The organism is Pseudomonas caricapapayae (genome assembly GCF_001400735.1).
Classification (GTDB): Bacteria; Pseudomonadota; Gammaproteobacteria; order Pseudomonadales; family Pseudomonadaceae; genus Aquipseudomonas; species Aquipseudomonas caricapapayae.
In genome coordinates, this window is the sequence record NZ_LJPW01000104.1 from 56,669 (window position 1) to 81,266 (window position 24,598).

26 protein-coding genes are annotated in these 24,598 nt (G+C 59.6%); 12 read left to right on the forward strand and 14 right to left on the reverse strand.

What is annotated here, in order from left to right; translation table 11 throughout:
* Positions 1-75: 75 nt before the first annotated feature.
* From ALO80_RS14855 to dadA, 5 genes are all read right to left on the reverse strand, one after another.
* Entirely contained in the window at positions 76-399 is a 324-nt protein-coding gene (locus ALO80_RS14855) for a c-type cytochrome (protein WP_055009543.1), read from the reverse strand.
* 23 nt (positions 400-422) lie between these two features.
* Positions 423-971 carry a cupin domain-containing protein gene (locus ALO80_RS14860; RefSeq protein ID WP_054984706.1) on the reverse strand — a complete coding sequence of 183 codons (549 nt, stop codon included), beginning with the start codon at positions 969-971 and terminating at the stop codon, positions 423-425.
* A gap of 125 nt (positions 972-1,096) precedes the next feature.
* A complete protein-coding gene (gene alr / locus ALO80_RS14865) occupies positions 1,097-2,170 on the reverse strand; it encodes an alanine racemase (RefSeq protein ID WP_055009544.1) in 1,074 nt (357 codons plus the stop codon).
* A gap of 75 nt (positions 2,171-2,245) precedes the next feature.
* Complete coding sequence (locus ALO80_RS14870; protein ID WP_055005618.1) at positions 2,246-2,599, reverse strand: RidA family protein; 354 nt, start codon at positions 2,597-2,599, stop codon at positions 2,246-2,248.
* Positions 2,571-3,872, reverse strand: a complete 1,302-nt coding sequence (gene dadA / locus ALO80_RS14875; protein WP_055009545.1) for a D-amino acid dehydrogenase — start codon at positions 3,870-3,872, stop codon at positions 2,571-2,573. The genes ALO80_RS14870 and dadA overlap by 29 nt, the downstream gene beginning before the upstream one ends.
* A gap of 157 nt (positions 3,873-4,029) precedes the next feature.
* Between dadA and dadR the strand changes: the two genes are divergently transcribed.
* Positions 4,030-4,518 (forward strand): transcriptional regulator DadR, encoded by a 489-nt coding sequence (gene dadR / locus ALO80_RS14880; RefSeq protein WP_054984702.1) that lies wholly within the window; start codon positions 4,030-4,032, stop codon positions 4,516-4,518.
* Positions 4,519-4,590: 72 nt separating this feature from the next.
* Here dadR and ALO80_RS14885 read toward each other — a convergent pair whose 3' ends face one another.
* The gene (locus ALO80_RS14885) at positions 4,591-4,944 is read right to left on the reverse strand and encodes a YkgJ family cysteine cluster protein (RefSeq protein WP_054984701.1); all 354 of its coding nucleotides are present in this window, start codon (positions 4,942-4,944) and stop codon (positions 4,591-4,593) included.
* Between the two features lie 105 nt (positions 4,945-5,049).
* Between ALO80_RS14885 and ALO80_RS14890 the strand changes: the two genes are divergently transcribed.
* Complete coding sequence (locus ALO80_RS14890; RefSeq protein ID WP_055009546.1) at positions 5,050-6,366, forward strand: NAD(P)/FAD-dependent oxidoreductase; 1,317 nt, start codon at positions 5,050-5,052, stop codon at positions 6,364-6,366.
* Between the two features lie 6 nt (positions 6,367-6,372).
* On the opposite strand, the gene ALO80_RS14895 is transcribed toward ALO80_RS14890, so the two are convergent.
* Complete coding sequence (locus ALO80_RS14895) at positions 6,373-6,624, reverse strand: DUF1127 domain-containing protein (RefSeq protein ID WP_055009547.1); 252 nt, start codon at positions 6,622-6,624, stop codon at positions 6,373-6,375.
* Positions 6,625-6,798: 174 nt separating this feature from the next.
* On the opposite strand from ALO80_RS14895, the gene ALO80_RS14900 reads away from it, so the two are divergent.
* Positions 6,799-8,220: an aminotransferase-like domain-containing protein gene (locus tag ALO80_RS14900; RefSeq protein ID WP_055009548.1), complete on the forward strand. Its 1,422-nt coding sequence runs from the start codon at positions 6,799-6,801 to the stop codon at positions 8,218-8,220.
* A 72-nt stretch (positions 8,221-8,292) separates the two neighbouring features.
* Positions 8,293-9,873, forward strand: a complete 1,581-nt coding sequence (locus tag ALO80_RS14905) for a phospholipase D family protein (RefSeq protein WP_055009549.1) — start codon at positions 8,293-8,295, stop codon at positions 9,871-9,873.
* Here the strand turns inward: ALO80_RS14905 and ALO80_RS14910 are convergent.
* Positions 9,870-11,018 carry an MFS transporter gene (locus ALO80_RS14910; protein WP_055009550.1) on the reverse strand — a complete coding sequence of 383 codons (1,149 nt, stop codon included), beginning with the start codon at positions 11,016-11,018 and terminating at the stop codon, positions 9,870-9,872. The genes ALO80_RS14905 and ALO80_RS14910 overlap by 4 nt on opposite strands.
* A gap of 195 nt (positions 11,019-11,213) precedes the next feature.
* Positions 11,214-12,707 carry an aldehyde dehydrogenase gene (locus ALO80_RS14915; protein ID WP_055009572.1) on the reverse strand — a complete coding sequence of 498 codons (1,494 nt, stop codon included), beginning with the start codon at positions 12,705-12,707 and terminating at the stop codon, positions 11,214-11,216.
* Between the two features lie 235 nt (positions 12,708-12,942).
* On the opposite strand from ALO80_RS14915, the gene ALO80_RS14920 reads away from it, so the two are divergent.
* Together ALO80_RS14920 and ALO80_RS14925 are read left to right on the forward strand one after the other, a co-directional pair.
* A complete protein-coding gene (locus ALO80_RS14920) occupies positions 12,943-13,311 on the forward strand; it encodes a cupin domain-containing protein (protein WP_055009551.1) in 369 nt (122 codons plus the stop codon).
* An 80-nt stretch (positions 13,312-13,391) separates the two neighbouring features.
* A complete protein-coding gene (locus ALO80_RS14925) occupies positions 13,392-13,595 on the forward strand; it encodes an I78 family peptidase inhibitor (RefSeq protein WP_055009552.1) in 204 nt (67 codons plus the stop codon).
* A 160-nt stretch (positions 13,596-13,755) separates the two neighbouring features.
* On the opposite strand, the gene rpmG is transcribed toward ALO80_RS14925, so the two are convergent.
* Positions 13,756-13,911: a 50S ribosomal protein L33 gene (gene rpmG / locus ALO80_RS14930; RefSeq protein ID WP_002551515.1), complete on the reverse strand. Its 156-nt coding sequence runs from the start codon at positions 13,909-13,911 to the stop codon at positions 13,756-13,758.
* A gap of 11 nt (positions 13,912-13,922) precedes the next feature.
* Positions 13,923-14,156 (reverse strand): 50S ribosomal protein L28, encoded by a 234-nt coding sequence (rpmB, locus tag ALO80_RS14935; RefSeq protein WP_002551514.1) that lies wholly within the window; start codon positions 14,154-14,156, stop codon positions 13,923-13,925.
* A gap of 364 nt (positions 14,157-14,520) precedes the next feature.
* Here rpmB and ALO80_RS14940 point away from each other — a divergent pair, with 364 nt between their 5' ends.
* Entirely contained in the window at positions 14,521-16,107 is a 1,587-nt protein-coding gene (locus tag ALO80_RS14940) for an ABC transporter substrate-binding protein (protein WP_055009553.1), read from the forward strand.
* A 121-nt stretch (positions 16,108-16,228) separates the two neighbouring features.
* Here the strand turns inward: ALO80_RS14940 and radC are convergent, their stop codons facing one another.
* On the reverse strand, positions 16,229-16,903 hold the full coding sequence (gene radC / locus ALO80_RS14945; RefSeq protein ID WP_055009554.1) for a RadC family protein: 675 nt from the start codon (positions 16,901-16,903) through the stop codon (positions 16,229-16,231).
* Positions 16,904-17,038: 135 nt separating this feature from the next.
* On the opposite strand from radC, the gene coaBC reads away from it, so the two are divergent.
* From coaBC to argB, 4 genes are read left to right on the forward strand one after another with little or no spacing between them, the layout of a single operon-like run.
* Positions 17,039-18,247, forward strand: coding sequence for a bifunctional phosphopantothenoylcysteine decarboxylase/phosphopantothenate--cysteine ligase CoaBC (gene coaBC / locus ALO80_RS14950; RefSeq protein ID WP_054984690.1), 1,209 nt, complete (start codon positions 17,039-17,041; stop codon positions 18,245-18,247).
* A 6-nt stretch (positions 18,248-18,253) separates the two neighbouring features.
* Positions 18,254-18,709 (forward strand): dUTP diphosphatase, encoded by a 456-nt coding sequence (dut, locus tag ALO80_RS14955; protein ID WP_005731629.1) that lies wholly within the window; start codon positions 18,254-18,256, stop codon positions 18,707-18,709.
* Positions 18,710-18,760: 51 nt separating this feature from the next.
* On the forward strand, positions 18,761-21,346 hold the full coding sequence (locus ALO80_RS32320; protein WP_055009555.1) for a phosphomannomutase/phosphoglucomutase: 2,586 nt from the start codon (positions 18,761-18,763) through the stop codon (positions 21,344-21,346).
* Between the two features lie 28 nt (positions 21,347-21,374).
* On the forward strand, positions 21,375-22,280 hold the full coding sequence (gene argB / locus ALO80_RS14965; RefSeq protein WP_024674997.1) for an acetylglutamate kinase: 906 nt from the start codon (positions 21,375-21,377) through the stop codon (positions 22,278-22,280).
* A 126-nt stretch (positions 22,281-22,406) separates the two neighbouring features.
* Here the strand turns inward: argB and ALO80_RS14970 are convergent, their stop codons facing one another.
* Together ALO80_RS14970 and pyrE are read right to left on the reverse strand one after the other, a co-directional pair.
* The gene (locus tag ALO80_RS14970) at positions 22,407-23,039 is read right to left on the reverse strand and encodes a hypothetical protein (RefSeq protein ID WP_055009556.1); all 633 of its coding nucleotides are present in this window, start codon (positions 23,037-23,039) and stop codon (positions 22,407-22,409) included.
* A 10-nt stretch (positions 23,040-23,049) separates the two neighbouring features.
* Complete coding sequence (gene pyrE / locus ALO80_RS14975; RefSeq protein WP_054984686.1) at positions 23,050-23,691, reverse strand: orotate phosphoribosyltransferase; 642 nt, start codon at positions 23,689-23,691, stop codon at positions 23,050-23,052.
* Between the two features lie 82 nt (positions 23,692-23,773).
* On the opposite strand from pyrE, the gene ALO80_RS14980 reads away from it, so the two are divergent.
* A complete protein-coding gene (locus ALO80_RS14980; RefSeq protein ID WP_002551505.1) occupies positions 23,774-24,553 on the forward strand; it encodes an exodeoxyribonuclease III in 780 nt (259 codons plus the stop codon).
* Positions 24,554-24,598: the final 45 nt, after the last annotated feature.

The window sequence follows — 24,598 nt, forward strand, 5'->3', positions numbered from 1 at the left end:
TCGTTCAGGACCCTCTGCGTCCAGCATGAGTTAACGCGGAGCGTCACGAAATGCATTACCACGCGAGTATGCACTTCACTTCAGCCCGGACATGCTCCGGATGGCGCTCTTCAATTCGTCGTCGGTGCAATCGCCGCAGGTGCCCTTGGGCGGCATGATGCCGAGGCCCTTGATGGTGCTGGCCAGCAATCCATCAAGACCGCCTTTTTGACGGACCCGTTCTTCCCAGGCCGCTGTATCACCGATCTTCGGTGCGTTGAGCAGGCCGACGCTATGGCAGGCGACGCAATGGGCAGCAATGATGTCGTCGGAAGATCGCGCGGTGTCGGCTGCCTGAGCATCGAGCGCGCAGAACGTCAGAGCGCCCGCAAAGGTCAGAATCCTGCTGGTCAGTTTCACACGTCACTCTGCATGGGGGCGGGTCAGAAGTTGGCAGGCGTTGCTGCACTGATCAATCGTGCAGCAACGTCGAACGGGTTGCGAAAGCGATGCGGCCGGGTGCTTTCGAAATAATAGCTGTCACCTGCTTCCAGCACGTACGTGTCGAGCCCGACCACCAGCTCAAGGCGCCCTTCAACGAGAATGCCGGTTTCTTCGCCTTCATGGACGAGCATTTCTTCACCGGTGTCGGCACCCGGCGGATAGGTTTCGGTAAGAAAGGCGATGGCGCGGCCCTGATGCGATTTGCCGACCAGCTTCATGGTCACTGCGCCGTCCGAGATATCTATCAGCTCGCTGGCCTTGTACACCACTTGGGCGGCGTTTTCCGGCACGGTTTCTTCCGAAAAGAACTCGACCATGGACATGGGAATACCGCCGAGCACCTTGCGCAGCGAGCTGATCGACGGGCTTACGCTGTTCTTTTCGATCATGGAGATGGTGCTGTTGGTCACGCCTGCGCGCTTGGCGAGTTCACGCTGGGAAAGGCCCTTGAGCTTGCGGATCGATTGCAGTCGTTCACCCACGTCCAATACGATATTCCCCCGGTTTCTGTAAGGTCTAGTCGAGATGAACGCCATCATGGCAACAGCGTTCGATATTTACAACACTTCGACAGACACCAGACATACAGCGGCCAGGCAGACAGGGGGCTCAATCAGTCTTCGGAATAGATGCGCGGAACGCGCCGCAGATTGCAGAAGATTTCGTAGGGAATCGTTTCAGCCTGCAAGGCTACTTCACTGGCGAGCACCTGCCGGCCCCATAACTCGACATGGCTGCCAAGCCCGGCTTGCGGCACGCACGTCAGGTCGACACAAAGCATGTCCATGGACACGCGCCCGAGCAGCCGGGAGGGCTGGCCATCGATCTGCACCGGCGTGCCGGTCGGCGCATGACGCGGATAGCCATCGGCGTAACCCATCGCCACCACACCGATACGCAACGGCTGGTCACAAACGAATGTCGCGCCATAGCCCACGGCTTCACCGGCGGGCAATTCACGCACGCTGATGATCTTTGATTCCAGGGTCATGACCGGTTGCAGGCGGTCTGCCAGCGGGTGTGGCTGGCCAAACGGCGTGGCGCCGTAAAGCATGATGCCGGGGCGCGACCAGTCACTCGGGATATGCGGCCAGCCCAGAACGGCCGGAGAGTTTTTCAGGCTGGTTTCTGCTGCCAGGCCTTTGCGAAAAGCCTCGAATACGGCGAACTGTTCATCACTGCATCCGCTGTTCAGCTCATCGGCGCGCGCGAAGTGGCTCATCAGAACGATTCGCGCCACTTTGCCGGTTGCCAGCAGCCGCTCATAGGCCGCCTGATACTGGTACGGATGCAGACCGACACGATGCATGCCCGTATCGAGTTTGAGCCAGACCGTAATCGGCTTGCCGAGGTGCGCCTGTTCGATGGCCTCCAGTTGCCAGGTCGAATGCACGACCGTCCAGAAGTCGTGCTCGACAATCAGAGCCAGCTCATCGGCTTCGAAAAAACCTTCGAGCAGCAGAACGGGTGCGCGGATGCCTGCCGCACGCAACTCGAGCGCTTCTTCGATGCAGGCCACTGCGAAGCCGTCGGCCTGCGCCTCCAGTGCCTGGGCAACACGTGTCGCACCGTGGCCATAGGCATCGGCCTTGATGACCGCGAGCGCCTTGCCACCGCAGTGTTCACGGGCCAGTTGGTAATTGTGACGCAGTGCCTGAAGATCGATAAGGGCGCGGGCTGGACGCATGATGACGTTTCTTGCCTGAAGGAGTGATAAGGGTCGAAAAAGCCCGACGCCGGAAACGCATCGGGCACAGCAGTATCAAGGCAACGCAGCGACAACCGACATCTCGACGAGGATTTCCGGCTCGCACAGTCGGGCCTCGACCGTTGCACGTGCAGGCGCGAACCCCTTGGGCAGCCATTTGTCCCAGACGCTGTTCATACCGGCAAAATGCGCGTCGATGTCTTTCAGGTAGATCGTGACCGACAGAATACGGGTCTTGTCAGTGCCGGCCAGGTCGAGCAGGCGCTCGATACTGTTCAGGATCTCTCGGGTCTGTTGCTCGACACCTGCGGTCATGTCATCGCCGACCTGGCCCGACAGATAGACGGTGCCATTGTGGACAACGACCTGACTCATGCGCTCATTGGTGAGCTGGCGCTGGATTGACATGCTGTGCATTCTCCTGAGTGTTGCCGTAACGAGAGATATCGAGACCTTCGGCACTGATACGGGGTGTCTTGCGGGCAATGAGGTCTGCCAGCAAGCGACCGGAACCGCACGCCATCGTCCAGCCCAGTGTGCCATGGCCGGTATTGAGGAACAGGTTGCGCAACGGCGTTGCACCCACAATCGGTGTGCCATCGGGAGTGGTCGGACGCAACCCGGTCCAGAAGCTGGCCTGGGCCAGGTCGCCGCCCTGAGGATAGAGGTCACCGACGATCATCTCCAGTGTTTCGCGCCTGCGCGGGTTGAGCGACAGGTCAAAGCCGGCGATTTCCGCCATGCCACCGACCCGGATCCGGTTGTCGAAGCGGGTGATGGCAACTTTGTAGGTTTCATCGAGAATGGTCGACGTCGGTGCCATCGCAGGGTCAGTGATCGGCACTGTCAGCGAATAGCCCTTCAGCGGATAGACCGGGGCCTTGATGCCCAGCGGCTTGAGCAGTTGCGGAGAGTAACTGCCCAGCGCCAGCACATAACGGTCGGCGGTTTCCAGCTTGCCGTCGATCCATACGCCCTTGATACGGTCACCCGCCTGGTCGAGGCGTTCGATGTTCTGCCCGTACCTGAACTCGACACCCAGCGCCACGGCCATCTCTGCCAGGCGCGTGGTGAACAGCTGGCAATCGCCGGTCTGGTCGTTGGGCAGCCGCAGTGCGCCGCTGAGGATACCGGTCACACCGGCCAGCGCAGGCTCGACGCGGGCAATGCCGTCGCGATCCAGCAATTCATAAGGAACGCCCGACTGCTCGAGCACGGCAATGTCCTTGGCGGCATTGTCCAGTTGCGCCTGAGTACGGAACAACTGAGTGGTGCCCAAGCGGCGCCCTTCGTAGGCAATGCCGGTTTCCAGGCGCAGTTCATCAAGGCAGTCACGGCTGTATTCAGACAGGCGCACCATGCGCTCTTTATTGACGGCATAGCGGCTGGCCGTGCAGTTGCGCAGCATTTGCGCCATCCACAGGTATTGGTCAATATCGGCCGTGGCCTTGATTGCCAATGGCGCATGACGCTGCAACAACCATTTGATCGCCTTCAGCGGAACACCGGGTGCTGCCCATGGCGATGCATAGCCCGGCGAGACCTGACCGGCATTGGCAAAACTGGTTTCCATCGCGGCGGCAGGCTGACGGTCGACGACGGTCACCTGGAAACCGGCACGCGCCAGATAATAAGCACTGGTTGTACCGATTACACCACTTCCAAGGACCAGAACGCGCATGTCGATGACCTCATCGCGGATATCCGCTGACGTTTTGAAGTTTTAAGCAAGATTGTGCGCAGTATATTGAGCAATGGGCAGTGCTTCTCACTGTATAAACATCTATATTTGGCGTTTATTCCCGGCGATAAACGCTTTGGTAGAGGGGAAACCACCCATGCGCACTCAACACCAGTCAAATCGTGAACTGGACAAGATCGACCGCAATATCCTGCGCATCCTTCAGGAAGACGGACGTATCTCGTTCACCGAACTGGGCGAGCGGGTAGGCCTCTCGACCACGCCATGTACCGAACGGGTTCGCAGGCTGGAGCGCGAGGGGATCATCATGGGTTACAACGCCCGCCTGAACCCGCAAAGCCTGAAGGCCAGTCTGCTGGTGTTCGTGGAAATCAGTCTGGACTACAAGTCTGGCGACACCTTTGAAGAGTTTCGCCGGGCCGTGTTGAAGCTCCCGCACGTACTGGAGTGCCATCTGGTATCGGGCGACTTCGACTACCTGGTCAAAGCGCGCATTTCCGAGATGGCCTCCTACCGCAAGCTGCTGGGCGATATCCTGCTCAAGCTGCCCCATGTGCGCGAGTCCAAGAGCTATATCGTGATGGAGGAAGTGAAAGAGAGCCTGAACCTGCCGATTGCCGACTGATCCGGGGCGCGTTGCGAAAAGTCGGCGAGCAAAGGTCGGGCAAGGCAAAAACAGCTACCTTACGCACAACGCCTAGACCAGTACCTGCCGGGTCGAGGCCATGTACTGATGAATCTGTTTTTCGACCCGAGGGTGAATCAGTTCGACCGGGCGACGGCCATTCGGGCATGGCAGGCTTTCGGTGGTGCCGAACAGACGGCAAATCAGCGGGCGTTCGTCATACACGGTGCAGCCTTGCGGGCCGAGGTGCACACAGTTGAGTTCATTGAGCGCCGCTTCCTGCTCCACGGCAGTCTTGCGCGGCAGGCGCGACATTTCTTCGGGCGAGGTCGTGACCGGACCACAGCAGTCATGGCAGCCTGGCACACACTCGAACGAAGGGATCTGGCGGCGCAGATCACTTATTTTCTGACGGTTACAACTCATTGAATCGACCATTCCTGCGCAATGCGCAGAGTTTGCCCCAGTTGGCAGGCTCATGACAGCGGCTTATCCTCCCGACACGCCTTCCCCCGCCAACAGGACCCACTCATGAACGCCCGCGTTCGGCACCCGACGCTTCACGACGACCGGCATGTTGCCTCTTATTACGCCGCGAGCAGCCATCCGCAACCGGATCACCCTGCGCTGCAAGGCGAAGTGTCAGTTGACGTGTGCGTGGTGGGCGGCGGATTTTCCGGCCTCAATACCGCCATCGAACTGGCCGAGCGCGGGCTGAGTGTTGCGCTGCTTGAAGCGCGCAAAATCGGTTGGGGTGCCAGCGGGCGTAATGGCGGCCAGTTGATTCGCGGGGTTGGTCATGGCGTCGAACAATTTGCCAGCGTCATCGGCAGCGATGGCGTGCGGCAACTGAAGCTGATGGGCATCGAGGCTGTCGATATCGTGCGTCAGCGTATCGAACGGCATGGCATCGATTGCGACCTGAAATGGGGTTATTGCGATCTGGCCAACAAGCCGCGTGATCTGCATCACCTTGCCGAAGATGCGCAAGAGCTGCGCAGCCTCGGCTACCGCCATGAATTGAAGTTGCTGCAACCGGATCAGATGCGCGATGTGGTGGGCTCCGATCGCTACGTCGGCGGCCTGATCGACATGGGCTCCGGGCACCTTCATCCGTTGAACCTTGCCTTGGGTGAAGCTGCCGTTGCGCAGTCACTGGGTGTTCAGTTGTTCGAGCACACTGCGGTGACGAAAATCGACTACGGTCCGCAGGTCAAAGTGCATTCGGCACATGGATCAGTGCTGGCGAAAACACTCGTGCTGGGCTGCAACGCCTACCTTAACAACCTGAATCCGGAAATCAGCGGCAAGGTTTTGCCTGCAGGCAGCTACATTATCGCGACCGAACCCTTGAGCGAGACCCAGGCCCGTGAAGTGTTGCCGCAGGACATGGCGGTCTGTGATCAGCGGGTAACGGTGGATTACTACCGGCTGTCAGCCGACCGACGTTTACTGTTCGGGGGTGCCTGTCATTACTCGGGCCGTGACCCGCAGGATATCGCCGCCTACATGCGACCGAAGGTGCTGGATGTGTTCCCGCAACTGGCCAGCGTGGCAATCGACTACCAGTGGGGCGGAATGATCGGTATCGGTGCCAATCGCCTGCCGCAAATCGGCCGGCTCAAGCAGCACTCCAATGTGTTCTACGCTCAGGCCTACTCGGGCCACGGCCTCAACGCCACGCATCTGGCAGGCCGGTTGCTGGCTGAAGCCATCGCCGGGCAACACAGCGATGGCTTCGAGCTGTTCGCCAGGGTGCCCCACATGACCTTTCCGGGCGGCAAGCACTTGCGCTCGCCGTTGCTGGCATTGGGCATGCTCTGGCACCGACTGAAAGAGCTGCGCTGAGGAGACTCAGGGCCTCCAGAACGGTTTCATCGCTTCGATCCGCGCCTGCCGGAAATCCAGCCCGATATCGCGCAATTGATCGTCCGTCATTTCCAGCAAGGTGCGACGGGAAGTCCAGCGGTGCCGGTACAGTGCCCAGCGGCCCATGCCTGCCAGCAGATCGGCCTTGTTCGAACGAACCGTCCTGACCGCAGCTGGCCGATAGTCATTCAGTTCCTGGCTGTGAAGCGCAAGGCGCACATCGCTGAACCCGTTCATTTGCAATTCCCTCATCCTGGTTGGGTATGGGTCTATGATGAAGCGGGCGGCAAAACCATTACAGATTCAAAATTACATTATATTTTCCATACAGAAGATGCAAAAACCGCTCTGAATGCTATATTTTTGCCCAATCTGTATTGCTCTCCATCCTGCACAACCTGAGAGTACGTTATGACGCTCTACGTCAACCTCGCCGAACTGCTCGGCTCGCGGATCGAAAACGGCTTCTATCGCCCCGGCGACCGCTTGCCATCGGTACGCGCGTTAAGTGTCGAACACGGCGTCAGCCTGAGCACCGTGCAGCAGGCGTATCGGGTGCTGGAAGACAACGGTCTGGCGTCGCCGAAACCCAAATCCGGCTATTTCGTATCGAGCAGTCGTGCAGCTCCCGCGCTGCCTGCTGTCGGGCGACCTGTCCAGCGGCCTGTGGATATCTCTCAATGGGATCAGGTGCTGGACCTGATTCGCGTGGCACCGCTCGAAGCCGTCACGCAACTGGGACGTGGCATGCCGGATGTCACCAGCCCCACCCTGAAACCGTTGATGCGCGCCCTGAGCCAGTTGAGTCGCCATCAGGACATGCCGGGGCTTTATTACGACAACATTTACGGCGTGCGCAGACTGCGCGATCAGATTGCCAGGCTGATGCTCGACTCGGGCTGCAACCTGACCGCCAATGACCTGATCGTCACCAATGGCTGCCATGAAGCCCTGTCGGCGAGTGTTCGGGCCATCTGCTCGCCGGGCGACATTGTGGCGGTGGACTCGCCAAGCTTTTTCGGTGCCATGCAGACGTTGAAAGGCGTGGGCATGAAAGCCCTGGAAATCCCCACCGACCCACTGACCGGCATCAGCCTCGAAGCGCTGGAGCTGGCGCTGGAACAGTGGCCGATCAAGGTCATCCAGCTGACCCCCAACTGCAACAACCCGCTGGGTTACGTCATGCCCGAAGCTCGCAAGCGGGCGCTGCTGACGTTGGCGCAACGGTTCGATGTGGCAATCATCGAAGACGATGTGTATGGCGATCTGGCTTACAACTACCCTCGTCCGCGCACCATCAAATCCTTTGATGAGGACGGCCGTGTCCTGTTGTGTAGCTCGTTTTCCAAGACGCTGGCACCAGGCCTGCGGATTGGCTGGGTGGCGCCGGGACGTTATCTGGAGCAGGTACTGCACATGAAATACATCGGCACGGGCTCGACTGCTCCGCAGCCGCAGCTGGCCATCGCTGACTTCATCGAAGCCGGCCACTACGAGCCGCATGTGCGGCGCATGCGTACCCAGTACCAGCGCAGTCGCGACCAGATGATCGACTGGGTGATGCGCTATTTCCCCGAGGGCACCCGCGCCAGCCGCCCGCAAGGAGGCTTTATGCTCTGGGTGGAGCTGGCCGAAAGCTTCGACACGCTGCGCCTGAATCGAGCCTTGCTGGGCAAGGGCGTACAGATCGCCGTGGGCAGTATTTTTTCGGCCTCGGGCAAGTACCGCAATTGCATGCGCATGAACTTCGCGGCCAAGCCGGACCGTGAAATCGAGAACGCCGTGCGTATCGTCGGCGAGACCATTGCGCTATTGAATGCGCAAACTGACTGACGCTGGCAAATCTTTCCCGGTTTTGCAGGTCTTATCGCCAAGTCGAGCCATGTCCAGACGCGGAAAACACATTTGAACAACTCATGGGCCTTGCCCTTTTGCCTGCTGGTTGCATTGTGCGTCAGCGGTTGCGCACACCAGCAAATCGCCAGCGAGCCAAGCCAGGTCATGCCGCCTTCGGGTTCTGCGTTCGGCCGCTCGATTCAGGCCATGGCCATGCCGCACGAAGGCCGTTCCGGCTTCCGCCTGCTGCCTGACAGCAGCGATGCCTTCAAGGCGCGCGCCGAACTGATCCGTAACGCCAAAAGCAGCCTCGACCTGCAGTATTACATCGTCCACGATGGCCTGAGCACACGCGCCCTGATCGATGAACTGCTCAAGGCGGCAGACCGTGGCGTTCGTGTGCGCATCCTGCTGGACGACACCACCAGCGACGGGCTGGACCAGGCCATCGCCACACTCGCCGCCCACCCGAACATTCAGATCCGCCTCTTCAACCCGCAAAACCTGGGTCGCGAGACGGGCATCACGCGCAGCCTCGGGCGCTTGATGAACCTGTCGCGTCAGCACCGGCGCATGCACAACAAACTCTGGCTGGCCGACGGCAGCGTGGCCATCGTTGGCGGACGCAACCTGGGTGATGAGTACTTCGACGCCGAACCGAACCTGAACTTCACCGATATCGACATGCTGAGCGTGGGGCCGGTCGCCGAGCAGCTCGGTCACAGCTTCGATCAATACTGGAACAGCACGCTCAGCAAGCCTATCGATGCGTTCATGTATTTCCTGCCGGACGGCGAGGATCTGGCCGAGGCCCGGCAGCGACTGGACGATTCACTGGAACAGGCGCATCAGCAACACAAGGCGCTTTATGAGCGGTTGATGGCCTACAAGACTCAACCACGCATGAAAACCTGGCTGAACGAGCTGGTCTGGGCGCATAACCAGGCACTGTGGGACGCACCGACCAAGGTATTGGCGCAGGGCGATCCCGATCCGCATCTGCTGCTGACCACGCAACTGGCCCCCGAGCTGCTGAACACTCGCAAGGAACTGATGCTGATCTCGGCCTACTTTGTACCGGGCCAGGAAGGTTTGCTGTATCTGACTGGCCGTGCCGACGCGGGCGTCAACGTCAGCCTGCTGACCAACTCTCTCGAAGCCACTGACGTGCCTGCCGTGCATGGCGGTTATGCGCCTTACCGCAAGGCGTTGCTGGAGCATGGTGTAAAACTGTTCGAGCTGCGCCGTCAGCCGGGTGATACCGAGACCATGCGCGGCAGCGGCCCGCATTTGTTCAAGAAAAGCAGCTCGCTGGCCAGCTCCGAATCGAGTCTGCACAGCAAGGCGATGATTTTCGACCGGCAAAAAGTCTTTGTCGGCTCATTCAACTTCGACCCGCGCTCTGTGCTGTGGAACACCGAAGTCGGCGTATTGGTCGACAGTCCGCAACTGGCCGAAGAGCTGCGCGAACTGACGCTGCAGGGCATGGCCCCGTCACTCACCTACGAGGCGAAGCTTGAGGACGGCAAAGTCGTGTGGGTGACCGAAGACAATGGCCAGATCCATACGCTGCACACCGAACCGGGCGACTGGTGGAGGCGTTTCAACGCATGGATGAGTCGCGCCATCGGCCTTGAAAGAATGCTTTAAGCGGGCGCAGCCTGGGCGTCCCCGAATGCTCCGCGCCGCCTGATCAGAATCAGCAGGCCCAAGGCACCCGCCGCCATCATCAGCGGCAACGCTTCACCGCTGACCCACTGACTGCCAGCGCCCGCTATCAAAGGGCCCAGCAGGCAGCCGATGCCCCACAGCTGAGCGACATGCGCATTGGCGCGGACCAGTGAATCATCACGGTAACGCTCGCCGATCAGGATCAGCGACAGGGTAAACAGCCCGCCTGCACTGGCACCGAATACGGTCCAGAGCGGCCAGATCAGAACGCTGTCGATCAGCAGTGGCACCAGCAGACTGGACGCCAGCAACAAGGCGGCGCATCCGCTAAACATCGCGCGCCGCGAGATGCGATCAGCGAGCATGCCGATCGGCAATTGCAGCAATGCGTCACCGACCACCACCACGCTGACCATGATCAGGGCAATTTCCGGGGTAAAGCCGTGGCGTATGCAGTAGAGCGGCAACAGCGTCAGAATCAGCGCTTCGAACGCAGCAAACAGGGCGACCGCCCAGGCGATGGCGGGCATGCCGCGACAGAACCCGAACAGGTCGGTAAACGTTACGTTGCAGGACTCGGTCGAAGGCGCCCCCGTGCGCCCCAGAAGCAGGAACGGGGAACCGACCAGCAGCAACACGCCGATCCAGAAACCATAGTCGGCCTGAGTGCCGATAACGCCCAGCAACAGTGGGCCAGCCAGTTGGCTCAATGCGTAGGTGCTGCCATACAGTGCGACCAGCCGCCCGCGCAAACGCTCGATGACCAGTTGATTGATCCAGCTTTCACCCAGCACAAAGACAATGGTCAGAATGACACCCAGCGCCAGACGCAAGATCAACCAGATGCCGTAATACGGCAGCAGCGCCAGCGCACCGACCGACACGGCCCCGCCCCACAGGCACAGACGCATCAGCCTGGCCGTGCCGAAGCGCGCTGCAAGACGACTGGCCAGCGCTGCGCCGAGCAGCACGCCCACCGCAGGCATCGCCGCCATGATGCCGATGGCAAACGAGCCGTAGCCCCAGCCTGCCAGCCGCAATGAAACCAGCGGCATGCTGACGCCCATTGCCAGACCGACGCCCAGCACCGCCGCCAGCACAGCAAAATAAGTACCCCAACGCATTTCAAGCTCCTGCCCGGCGCGGCTTGCTCATCGCCCTGTACAAATTCTGTGCGCAGCGATGATCAATCTTGAGATGGCCATCGTGCCAATGCTCCGCGTTACACATCTGCGTCGTTGCGCACATGCAAAACAGGACGCGGAGCGTTCAGAACTACACTCCCACGCAGAGCATGGAAGCGATGATCAGACCTGGGCTTACAACTTGATCCAGGTCGCCTTCAGCTCGGTGTATTTGTCGAACGCATGCAGCGACTTGTCACGGCCGTTGCCCGACTGTTTGAAGCCGCCGAACGGCGCGGTCATGTCGCCGCCGTCGTACTGGTTGACCCACACACTGCCTGCGCGCAAAGCTCTGGCAGTCAGATGCGCCCTGGAAATGTTCGCGGTCCACACTGCCGCGGCAAGACCATAGGGCGAGTCGTTGGCGATCTGGATCGCTTCCTCGGCGCTGTCGAACGTCAACACCGAGAGCACCGGGCCGAAGATTTCTTCCTGAGCGATTTTCATGGCGTTGTTCACCCCATCGAAAATGGTCGGCTCGACGTAGGTGCCGCCGGTGTCCTGGAGAACGCGCTTGCCGCCCGCCACCAGCCTGGCACCGTCTGCATGGCCCGCTTCGATGTAGGACAACACGGTATTCATCTGCTGCGTATCAACCAGTGCGCCTACATTGGTCGCAGGATCAAGCGGGTTGCCGGGTTTCCAGGTGGCCAGCGCTTCAATCACCATCGGTAGGAAACGATCCTTGATGGAGCGCTCGATCAACAGCCGAGAGCCGGCGGTGCACACTTCGCCCTGGTTGAAGGCAATCGCGCTGGCAGCTGCATCGGCGGCGGCCTGCAGATCCGGGGCGTCGGCAAAGACAATATTCGGGCTCTTGCCACCGGCTTCCAGCCAGACACGCTTCATGTTCGATTCGCCCGCATAGATCATCAGTTGCCTGGCGATTTTGCTCGAACCGGTAAACACCACAGTGTCCACGTCCATGTGCAGTGCCAGCGCCTTGCCGACGGTATGGCCGTAGCCCGGCAGTACATTGAGCACGCCTGCAGGAATACCCGCCTCAATGGCCAACTGCGCAACGCGAATGGCGGTCAGCGGAGATTTCTCGGACGGTTTCAGGATGACGGAGTTGCCGGTGGACAGCGCAGGACCCAGCTTCCAGCAGGCCATCATCAGCGGAAAATTCCACGGCACGATGGCAGCCACGACACCCACCGGCTCGCGCGTGACCAAACCAAGCTGGTCATGAGGCGTTGCGGCGACTTCGTCATACAGCTTGTCGATGGCCTCTCCGCTCCAGCTCAACGCTCTGGCAGCGCCGGGTATGTCGACACCGAGCGAGTCGCTGATCGGTTTACCCATGTCCAGGGTCTCAAGCAAGGCCAGCTCTTCGGCGTTTTGCTTGAGCAGCCCTGCGAAACGGATCATGGTTTCCTTGCGCCGGGCCGGGGCCAGTCGTGACCAGGCTCCCGAGTTGAAGGCACTGCGCGCACTGTCTACGGCGCGCTGGGCGTCGGCGGCGTCGCAACTGGCGACCTTGACCAGCAACCGGCCATCGACCGGGCTGACACAATCAAACGTCTCGCCGGAGGCGGCTGCGGTATATTCCCCTTGAATGAAGGCACGGCCTTCGACCTTCAAATTCTGGGCGCGTTGTTCCCAGTCAGCACGAGTCAGGGTGGTCATTTGCATGTCCTCCTCTTGTTGAATGTGGGTGTGTCATGGTTGATTAAAGACACAATCTGAAATTTTTCAGGAAGGTCGTCACCCTAAACCAGCGGCTTTGAAAAACCAATATATTTGACACAGACAGCCTTTAATCGGCTTTTATGTTGATTTTATTAAACAGACCTGCTCACGACCAGGGCACTAACGCCTCGCTCGTTCGTCAAAACGTCAACGCACTCAAGAAGGGGCCAACATGAGCATCGAAAGCATCGTCGACTTCAGCGAAGCCAGCACCGCCGCCGAGCACTATCGGCCCGCATCGGAAAAAGTCTTCAAGGGCGATCCGGCGCAAACCCTCTACAACCACTACAACAGCCCCTGCGGCCAGATGAGCGCAGGCGTCTGGAATGGAGAGCCAGGGCAGTGGCAGGTGAATTATTCCGAGCATGAGTATTGCGAGATCGTACAGGGCGTTTCAGTGCTGCGCGATGAGCAAGGCAATGCCAAAACGCTGCGCGCAGGCGATCGTTTTGTGATTCCGGCGGGCTTCAAAGGGACTTGGGAGGTGCTGGAAACATGTCGCAAGATTTATGTGGTGTTTGAAGCGGCTGCACATAAATAAGTACCACGTCATTCAGGGCTTTCTGAGGGATTCTGAGCGTGTCCAGTAAAGGACATTCACTCAAAAAAAGGATTTTGAACATGACCAACGAAGTTATCACCCAGACACTTCAGTACCTTGTAGGCAGCCGCTATGTACCTACCGTCAAAGCCTACATCAGCGAAATCACCGGCCTTCAGAAGGTGCTTGGCCCTGGCGACATGACTACCCACGACCTCAACCCGAATCGACTGAACATCAATGTCGACAAGGCTGGTCTGGTGTCCGGCTTCAGCTTTGGCTGATCAGAAGCGCACATCTTCGCGGCACGACAGCAGCTTCGTGCTTGAAACGCCCGGCGCATAGCCGGGCGTTTGGCTGCCTGGGTACTGCTGGCAGCTACGTCAGGAGCACACGCACAAAAAAACCCGCCGAAGCGGGTTTTTTTGTAGCCGACAGAATCAATTACTTGATTTTGCCTTCTTTGTAGATCACGTGCTTACGTACAACCGGATCGAATTTTTTGATTTCGATTTTATCCGGGGTAGTACGTTTGTTCTTGTCGGTGGTGTAGAAGTGGCCTGTACCAGCGCTCGACACCAAACGGATCAATTCACGCATGATTCTCTCCCTTAAATTTTGCCGTCGCGACGCAGTTCAGCGAGCACAACTTCGATGCCACGCTTGTCGATGATACGCATGCCCTTAGCAGATACGCGCAGACGAACAAAACGCTTCTCGCCTTCAACCCAGAAGCGGTGATGCTGCAGGTTTGGCAGGAAACGACGACGGGTTTTGTTGTTTGCGTGGGAAATGTTATTCCCAGTCACCGGACCCTTACCGGTAACTTGACATACTCTCGACATGCCTCAGCCCTCTAAAACCACATGCCCAACCCGGCATGGGTTGGCCGCTTAATCTCTCAGTCATTTGGCGCCAGGCGCCGCGTTTCTTTAAGGGTCTTACCGGCTACACCTACAGTGAAGGAACCGGGCCCCTAGAAAAGAGCGCTGCTTTATACCAGAAAGCCTTTGCCGCAACAACAGGCAAAGCACTTCAGGCCGAATGAATCCGCCCTGTGCGGCGCTATGCTCAAGCAATGCGGGGGTACAGGCAAATCGACCGCTCGTCGCACCGTGACGATTGTTCTACGCCAATACATGGTCTAGGGTTAGTCCCTCACCAGACTGCGCCGGCAGATGGGGCCCTTTCTGAACAGGAAATAACGCCATGCGCCTAGCTGCACTCCCTTTTTTGCTTGTTCCGCTGTTGCTTCCGATTGCCGCTCAGGCATCGACCCTTGCTGTCTGCACCGAGGCCAGCCCTGAAGGTTTCGACGTTGTGCAGTACAACTCGCTGACCACCACCAATGCATCAGCCGACGTGCTGATGAACCGCCTCGTGGACTTCGATGCCAAGAGCGGCAAGCTGGTCCCGAGCCTGGCAGAAAGCTGGAGTGTGTCCGAAGACGGACTGACTTACGACTTCAAGCTGCGCTCAGGGGTAAAATTCCATACCACGGACTACTTCAAGCCGACCCGCGATCTGAGCGCCGATGACGTGCTGTTCAGCTTCCAGCGCATGCTCGATCCGCAGAACCCGTGGCACAAGATTGCCCAGAGCGGCTTCCCGCACGCGCAATCCATGCAACTGCCCGCCCTTATCAAAAATATCGAAGCGCCTGACGCGCACTCCGTGCGCTTCACCCTCAATCGAGCGGACTCGACCTTCCTTGCCACACTGAGCATGGGCTTTGCCTCGATCTATTCAGCGGAATATACCGCTCAGCTGTTGAAAGCAGGCACCCCGGAAAAGCTCAACAGTCAGCCGATCGGTACCGGGCCGTTCGTGTTCAAGCGCTTCCAGAAAGATGCCGTGGTGCGTTATGAGTCGTTCAAGGACTATTTTGCCGGCAAGTCCGATGTCGATACGCTGGTATATGCCATCACCCCGGACGCCAATGTGCGCTTGCAGAAGATCCGTCAAGATGAATGCCAGATAGCGCTATCGCCCAAGCCACTGGACATTCAGGCAGCCAGCAAGGACGACTCGCTCAAGGTCGAGAAGACCGAAGCGTTCATGACCGCTTTTGTCGCGATCAACAGCCAGCACCCGCCGTTCGACAAACCGGAAGTTCGTCAGGCCATCAATCTGGCGTTCGACAAGGCCAACTACCTGAAAGCCGTGTTCGAAGGCACCGCCGAGACAGCCAATGGACCTTATCCGCCCAACACCTGGAGCTATGCCAAAGACCTGCCCGGCTATCCGCAGGACATTGCCAAGGCCAAGGCGCTGCTGGCCAAGGCCGGTGTGAAGGAAGGTTTCAAGACCACTATCTGGACGCGACCTTCCGGCAGCCTGCTGAACCCGAACCCGAGTCTGGGCGCTCAGCTGCTGCAGGCTGATTTGAAAAAGATCGGCGTCGACGCCGAGATCAAGATCATTGAATGGGGCGAATTGATTCGGCGCGCCAAGGCCGGTGAGCATGACCTGCTGTTTATGGGCTGGGCGGGTGACAATGGCGATCCGGATAACTTCCTGACTCCGCAGTTCTCATGTGCGGCCGTGCAGTCGGGCACCAACTTCGCCCGCTATTGCGACAAGACGCTGGACAAGCTGATAAACGACGGCAAGTCCATCAGCAATCAGGCTGAACGCAGCAAGCTGTACTACCAGGCTCAGCAGCAGATACAGCAACAGGCGCTGTGGGTTCCTCTTGCTCACCCAACCGCTGCAGCCCTGGTACGCAAGGACGTGACGGGCTATCAGGTCAGCCCGTTCGGGAGGCAGGACTTCTACAAGGTCCAGGTCAAATAAGCCGCCAGACCGCCCTGGGCCTCTTTGCGTCATTGGCGTGGAGCGAACCGGGCATAAACCTGAACGCCCATTTCCGGGCTCTTCAGGACTTGTGTACCACGATGAGCGCGGAGCGTGGGTGCTACATCAACCCGCGCTCCACCATCGACAGCGGTTCGCCGTCGCCCACGATCACGTGGTCCAGCACATGAACATCGACCAGCAACAGCGCTTCCTTGAGGCGCTTGGTCAGGTCGATGTCGGAACGGCTGGGCGTGGTGATGCCGGAGGGGTGGTTATGACAGAGGATAAGGCTGGCAGCGTTGTGAGCCATCGCTCGCTTCACCACCTGGCGCGGATGCACATAGGAGGCGTTGATCGTTCCGCGAAACAGTACCTCGAAGGTCATGACACGGTGCTTGTTGTCCAGAAACAGACAGCCGAACACTTCGTGAGGTTCGTGTCGCAGCAGGGCCTTGAGATAGTTGCGCACCTGGGTCGGGTTTTCCAGTGCCGAGTCGCGGCGCAAAGTCTCGGCCATGTGCCGACGCGCCATCTCCATGACTGCCTGCAACTGAGCGAACTTGGCAGGCCCCAGCCCTAGCTGGGAGGTGAACGAGGACATGTCGGCATCCAGTAACGGTCTGAGCCCGTCAAATTGATTCAGAAGATGACGCGCGAGGTCTACGGCGCTTTTTCCGGCCACCCCGGTACGCAAAAAGATAGCCAGTAACTCGGCATCGGACAGGCTCCCCGCCCCCAGCTCCAACAAGCGTTCCCGCGGGCGTTCGGCCGCGGGCCAACTGCGAATACTCATAGCACCTCCATGTGGTTGGGCACCGCTGTTCCACTGCGGTCGCTGTGCTATCTTAGCCCATCTTTTTTGCGCGACGATCTGGCCTGGGGAGGCGTCATGGCCGTCGCGTATTCACTCGACCAAAAAGGCAGGTCTATGCAGCGGCTGTATCGAAAACGCATCGTTCTTGGCGTCGGCGGCGGCATCGCGGCCTACAAGAGCGCTGAACTGGTCCGCCGCCTGCGCGATCAGGGCGCTGAAGTACGTGTCGTCATGACCAAGGGCGGAGCAGAATTCATAACGCCTCTGACCATGCAGGCCCTTTCCGGGCATCCAGTGCATCTGGATCTTCTCGATCCGGCCGCCGAAGCGGCGATGGGCCATATAGAACTGGCCAAATGGGCCGACCTGATCCTCATGGCACCGGCCACTGCCGACCTGATCGCACGTCTGGCGCAAGGCATCGCCAACGACTTGCTGACCACCATCGTGCTGGCCACCGATGCCACGGTTGCCATCGCACCGGCGATGAATCAGGCGATGTGGCGTGATGCCTCCGTGCAGGCCAACACCCGGCTGCTTGAGGAACGTGGCTTTCGTGTGTTCGGGCCAGCCTCCGGCAGCCAGGCCTGTGGCGATGTCGGCTTCGGACGGATGCTGGAAGCCGACGATCTGGCCCAGTGCGCAGCCGACTGTTTTCAGCGTCTGAGCCTGACGGGCAAGCATGTGCTGATCACCGCAGGCCCGACCCAGGAAAACATCGATCCAGTGCGCTACATCACCAACCACAGCTCGGGAAAAATGGGCTTTGCGCTGGCCGAAGCGGCTGTTGAAGCGGGGGCGCGCGTCACGCTGATCACCGGCCCGGTCAACCTGCCGACACCGGATCGCGTCTCGCGCATCGATGTCGTCAGTGCCCGCGACATGCTGGCAGCCTGTGAAGCAGCCATCCCCTGCGACCTGTTCATAGCCTCGGCAGCGGTGGCGGACTACCGCCCGGAAGTTGTTGCCCCGCACAAATTGAAGAAAGATCCTTCAAACGGTGATGGCTTGCTGCTGCAGATGGTCCGTAATCCGGATATTCTGGCGACCATCGCAACCCGCCCGGACCGCCCCTTCAGTGTCGGCTTCGCCGCCGAGACCGAGCACCTGCTCGACTATGCCGCGCGCAAACTGAAGGACAAGAACCTCGACCTGATTGTCGCCAACGATGTCGCTAATCCCAGCATCGGTTTCAACAGTGAAGAGAACGCTTGCAGCGTGATTGACCGGGCGTTGCACGCAACGCTTTTCGCTCAGACCAGCAAGGCCAAGATTGCTCGCCAGCTGATCACTTTTATCGCCGAACGCATGAATCAGGTTTAACTACGAATGCACGCTCTACAAGCCAAGATCCTCGACCCTCGCATTGGCAACGAATTCCCGCTCCCGGCCTACGCCACTGTCGGCTCGGCGGGCCTGGACCTGCGTGCCATGCTCAAGGAGGACACGGTCCTCGAGCCCGGCCAGACCCTGCTGATCCCTACCGGACTGTCGATTTACATCGGCGATCCGGGCCTTGCCGCGCTGATCCTGCCGCGCTCCGGCCTGGGTCACAAACATGGCATCGTCCTGGGTAATCTGGTGGGCCTGATCGACTCCGATTATCAAGGCGAGCTGATGGTGTCCTGCTGGAACCGTGGCCAGACCGCCTTCAACATTGCGGTGGGCGAGCGCATTGCACAACTGGTGCTGGTGCCTGTGGTACAGGCGCACTTCGAACTGGTTGAAGCGTTTGACGAAAGTCAGCGTGGCGCAGGCGGCTTCGGTCACTCCGGCAGCCATTGATCGTCATTCGGCAAACAATCCGGGTTCGCAGCAAGGCTCAGGGAGAGGTCGGTGAAAGGCAGTCAGCACAGCGCTTCAAAGCACGCCGTACAGGCCGACAACTCACCTCCGGTGGCAAGCCTCGGCGGGCTTGCGTCCGGCCTCGTGCCAGCGGCTATCGGCCTGATAATCGCTGCGGCGCTGGTTTGGGTCGCACTGATGACCAGCCCGCAGCAGCAGGATCAGCTTGTCCAGGCATGGGGCGGCAGTCAGGCGGCAGCGGTGAACCTGGCGCTGCGCCAGATCAATGCCGACACTCAGTCGGCTGCCTCCGGTGCAGCGCTTGCCCAGACGCTTCAGAGCAATGATGCCTCTGCCTTGCTGGCAGCGCAGGATCGATTCACCCGCTGGGACGGCCTGGCAGGCGCGCGGCTTTACCCCAAGGGGCTGGCCGACGTCGATACGCAAGGCACGCTGCCGGTCAGTTTTGCCACGCTGGATATGCTCAACAAGGCCGCACAGGGTGAAATCGTCGCCCCGGAGGCTCGCAAGGTCGGCGAACGCTGGCTGATCTATAGTGCGGCGCCTGTGCGTGCCGCTGCCACTCAACCGGTCGCGGGCACGTTGCTGCTGGCCTTTGATCTGCAGCGCCTGCTCAACGCCTTGCCCGCACTCCCTGCCGAGGTCGGACAAGTGGTCCTCAGCCAGCAGTTCGGCAGCGGACCGGCACAGGTTTTCCTCCAGCGCGGTCAGGCAGAGGGTGGCAGACCTCAGGTGTTCGATACCGGCTATTCAGGCTGGAAATTTGAATTCACGCCCGGTCCCGGCCTGAAAACTTCACCTTCCGTCTTGCTTTTGCTGCTGGCGCTGGTTATCGCTGGAGCGGGCATGTTGCTTGGTCTGCATCGTAACGAGCGGGCCCTGCAAAAGCGTATTTGTGCAGATGCACGGCAACTGGATCAACTGCTCCAAGAACTCTCACGCGGAAAAGCCGTCAAACCCTTCGGTTTGAGCCTCCCCGCCCTTAGCGGTCTGGCTCAGGCCCTCGCTCGTGTCTCGCTTCGCAGTCAGCCTCAGGCAGCGCCTGCCCTGGTTGCGGATGAGCAGCGCGATGCAGATATTGCCAAAGGCAGTGCTTCGTCCACAGTGGCTGCGTCACGCACCGACTGGACCGATCCACTGTTTCAAGATACCGATATCCTTGATATCGACCTTCTCGACGAAAACCAGGACTTCCTGAGATCGGAGCACCCCCTCGCTATGAACAGCCCAGCATCCGTTGCACCCAACCTTCCCGAGAATATTTTCCGCGCCTACGACATCCGTGGCGTGGTCGGAGACACCCTGCACGCTGAAACCGCCTACTGGATCGGCCGCGCCATCGGCTCCGAAAGCCTGGCGCAGAACGAACCCAACGTCAGCGTTGGTCGCGATGGCCGTCTTTCCGGCCCGGAGCTGGTGCAGCAACTGATTCAGGGCCTGCATGACAGCGGCTGCCATGTCAGCGATGTGGGCCTGGTCCCGACGCCTGCGCTGTATTACGCAGCCAACGTGCTGGCCGGCAAGACCGGCGTGATGCTGACCGGCAGTCACAACCCCAAGGACTACAACGGCTTCAAGATCGTCATCGCGGGCGATACCCTCGCCAACGAGCAGATCCAGGCGCTTCACGAGCGCATCAAGACCAACAACCTGACGTCGCAGAAAGGCAGCATCACCAAAGTCGACATCCTCGATCGCTACTTCAAGCAGATCAAGGACGACATCGTCATGGCCCGCAAGCTGAAGGTCGTGGTCGACTGCGGCAACGGCGCAGCTGGCGTGATTGCCCCGCAGTTGATCGAAGCACTGGGTTGTGAAGTGATCTCCCTGTTCGCGGAAGTGGACGGCAACTTCCCTAACCACCACCCGGATCCGGGCAAGCTGGAAAACCTCCAGGACCTGATCGCCAAGGTCAAGGAAACCGGTGCCGATCTGGGTCTGGCGTTCGACGGTGACGGTGACCGTGTCGGCGTGGTTACCAACGCGGGCAATGTGGTGTACCCGGATCGCCTGTTGATGCTGTTCGCGCTGGACGTGCTCAAGCGCAATCCGGGTGCCGACATCATTTTCGACGTCAAATGCACCCGTCGCCTGACTCCGCTGATCAGCGAGCATGGCGGCCGTCCGGTCATGTGGAAGACCGGTCACTCGCTGATCAAGAAAGAGATGAAGAAAAGCGGTGCCCTGCTCGCAGGTGAAATGAGCGGCCACATCTTCTTCAAAGAGCGCTGGTTCGGTTTTGACGACGGCATCTACAGCGCGGCACGCCTGCTGGAGATCCTCAGCCAGGAGTCGGCCAACGCCGAAGACCTGTTCGAAACCTTCCCGAACGATATTTCGACGCCTGAAATCAACATCAAGGTGACGGACGTCACCAAGTTCAGCATCATCGAAGCCCTTGAAACCGACGCGCAATGGGGCGACGCCAAACTGACCACTATCGACGGTGTCCGTGTGGACTATCCGAAAGGCTGGGGTCTGGTTCGCGCTTCCAATACCACGCCGGTACTGGTGCTACGCTTTGAAGCCGAGACCGAGGATGAACTGCAGCGTATCAAGGACGTGTTCCACGCAGAGCTCAAGAAAGTTGCGCCGGATCTCGACCTGCCATTTTGATTGTTTTTCCTTTTGACTGGAGCCCTGAATGACCCTCGAACGCGATGCCGCCTCTAATGTAGCCAAGGTCCTTTCCGAAGCGCTGCCTTACATTCGCCGCTTTGTCGGCAAGACGCTGGTTATCAAGTACGGCGGCAACGCCATGGAGAGCGAAGAGCTGAAAACAGGCTTTGCGCGCGACATCGTGTTGATGAAAGCGGTAGGGATCAACCCGGTGGTGGTTCACGGTGGCGGACCGCAGATCGGTGATCTGCTCAAGCGCCTGTCCATCGAGAGCCACTTTATCGATGGCATGCGCGTTACCGATGCGCAGACCATGGATGTGGTGGAGATGGTGCTCGGTGGTCAGGTCAACAAGGACATCGTCAACCTGATCAACCGTCATGGCGGCAGTGCAATCGGCCTGACCGGCAAGGACGCCGAGCTGATTCGTGCGAAGAAGCTCACCGTCACGCGCCAGACGCCGGAAATGACCAAGCCTGAAATCATCGACATCGGTCAGGTGGGCGAAGTGGTCGGGGTCAATACCGGGCTGCTCAACATGCTGGTCAAAGGGGATTTCATTCCGGTCATCGCGCCTATCGGCGTGGGTCCGGAAGGTGAGTCTTACAACATCAACGCCGACCTGGTAGCAGGCAAGGTTGCCGAAGCCCTCAAGGCCGAGAAGCTGATCCTGCTGACCAACATCGCCGGCCTGATGAACAAGCAGGGCGAGGTCCTGACCGGCCTGACCACTGAACAGGTCGACGGCCTGATTGCCGACGGCACCATCTACGGCGGCATGCTGCCCAAGATTCGTTGTGCGCTGGAAGCGGTTCAGGGCGGGGTCAACAGCTCGCACATCATCGATGGTCGAGTGCCCAATGCGGTCTTGCTGGAAATCTTCACCGACAGCGGTGTCGGTACCCAGATTACCAACCGTAAGCGGCATTGATTCAGACGCAACACCCAAAGGCCCCGTGAGCTGACACTCACGGGGCTTTTTTGTGGGCGGATGACCGAGATCGCTATAGTGCTCGCGTTCAGCGCGGGCGGGCAGTTCTGGACGCTCTGCGTCCGATTATTGAGTCAGTCGCTGGACGCGTGCACGGTCCACGGCGAAATCCGCTTCGGCCTTTACCCGTGCGGCCTGATAGCCGGCGATATCGGCTTGCAGCTTCTGCTGCTGATCGCGCAAGTCATTCAACTGATCGACAAGCGCCTGCTGAACCGGACGCCCTGCGCGCTCCAGGTCGGCAGCCTGACCTTGCAGACTGCGCTGCTGGGCCGCCAGCCCCTGAATATTGCCCTGAGCAACACCAACCAGTGCGTCCAGTTCTGCCAGCTTGCGCGCCTTGACGCGATCTACCTCTTCCACGCTGCTGTAGAGGCTCAGCAGTTGGGCATCGGCAGTGGCCTGGCGCTTGTCTGCTTCGGACTGACGAATCTGCTCGGCCGTAGGTGCAGGCGGCACGACCTGTATCACCCGGCCACGACCATTGAGCACTTCGTAGCCTTTGGCAACATAGTCAGGCGGCACCCCTTGCGTATCGATCACAGTCACACCGCGGCTGTCGACGTAGCGATAAAGACGGGCCTCGGGCGCATCTTCAGCCTGAGCCGGCACTGACACAAGCATGCCCGACGCCAGCCAGAGCCCCAAAACGCCTAGCGTAACCAATACCGAAGCCCGCTCCCTGCCGCTGACCGCCATGGCCTCGCCCTCAGATTCCGTATTGCGCGCGATAGGCTTCGACAGCAGGCAGATGCTGCTTGAGCTGCGGATCGTCGGCCAGGAACTCCAGCACCTGGTTCAGCGACACGATACTCACCACCGGGATAGCGAAATCACGCTCGACTTCCTGAATCGCCGACAGCTCGCCATTGCCGCGCTCCTGACGATTGAGGGCGATCAAAACGCCCGCCGCAGTCGCGTTCTGGTCCTTGATGATCTGCATGACCTCGCGGATTGCAGTGCCCGCCGTGATCACGTCGTCGATAATCAGCACATTGCCCACCAGCGGAGAGCCCACCAGGCTGCCGCCTTCACCGTGAGCCTTGGCTTCCTTGCGGTTGAAACACCACGGAAGATCCCGGTCATGATGCTCGGCCAGCGCCACGGCAGTCGCCGATGCGAGCGGAATGCCCTTGTACGCCGGGCCGAACAGAACGTCGAAGGCAATACCGCTTTCAACCACCGCCGCTGCGTAGAAACGCCCCAGCTGTGCCAGTGCCGAACCGCTGTTGAACAGGCCCGCATTGAAGAAGTACGGGCTGGTGCGCCCGGACTTGAGAGTGAACTCACCGAAGCGCAGAACACCGCGATCGATGGCAAAACGAATGAAATCGCGTTGATACGCTTGCATGAAAAAAGCTCCGGATACCACGGATTTAGCTAATTAGGTAGAGCTCGGGTATCATACACGCACGTGATTTTTGGGGCCATTTATGCGGATCATCAGTGTGAACGTAAATGGCATTCAAGCTGCGGTCGAGCGTGGTTTGCTCAGCTGGCTGCAAGCTCAGAATGCCGACGTCATCTGCTTACAGGACACCCGCGCCTCCACCTTTGAACTGGATGATCCAGCCTTTCAGCTGGATGGTTACTTCCTCTATGCCTGCGAAGCCGAGGTTCCCGCTCAGGGTGGTGTGGCGCTTTATTCGCGGTTGCAGCCGAAGGCGGTAATCAGCGGCCTCGGCTTCGAGACAGCCGACCGCTACGGGCGCTACCTGCAAGCAGATTTCGACAAGGTCAGTATTGCTACCCTGCTCTTTCCGTCAGGGATGAATGGTGATGAAGACCTGAATCAGAAATTCAAGCTCATGGACGATTTCGGCAAGTACATGGACAAGCAGCGCCGCAAGCGTCGCGAATACATCTACTGCGGATCGCTCTATGTGGCGCAGCAGAAGCTCGACATCAAGAACTGGCGCGACAGCCAGCAGTCGCCTGGCTTCCTCGCGCCCGAGCGTGCCTGGATGGACGAGATTGTCGGCACCATGGGCTATGTCGATGCCCTGCGTGAAGTCAGCCGCGAAGGTGATCAGTACAGCTGGTGGCCGGATAATGAACAGGCCGAGATGCTGAATCTGGGCTGGCGCTTCGATTATCAGATCCTCACCCCGGGTCTGCGCCGCTTCGTACGCAGCGCCCGACTGCCTCGCCAGCCGCGCTTTTCGCAGCACGCGCCGCTGATCGTGGATTACGACTGGACCCTGACGATCTGACAGCCAGACAGGCCGCGAACACGAAAAAGCCGACTTGACGTCGGC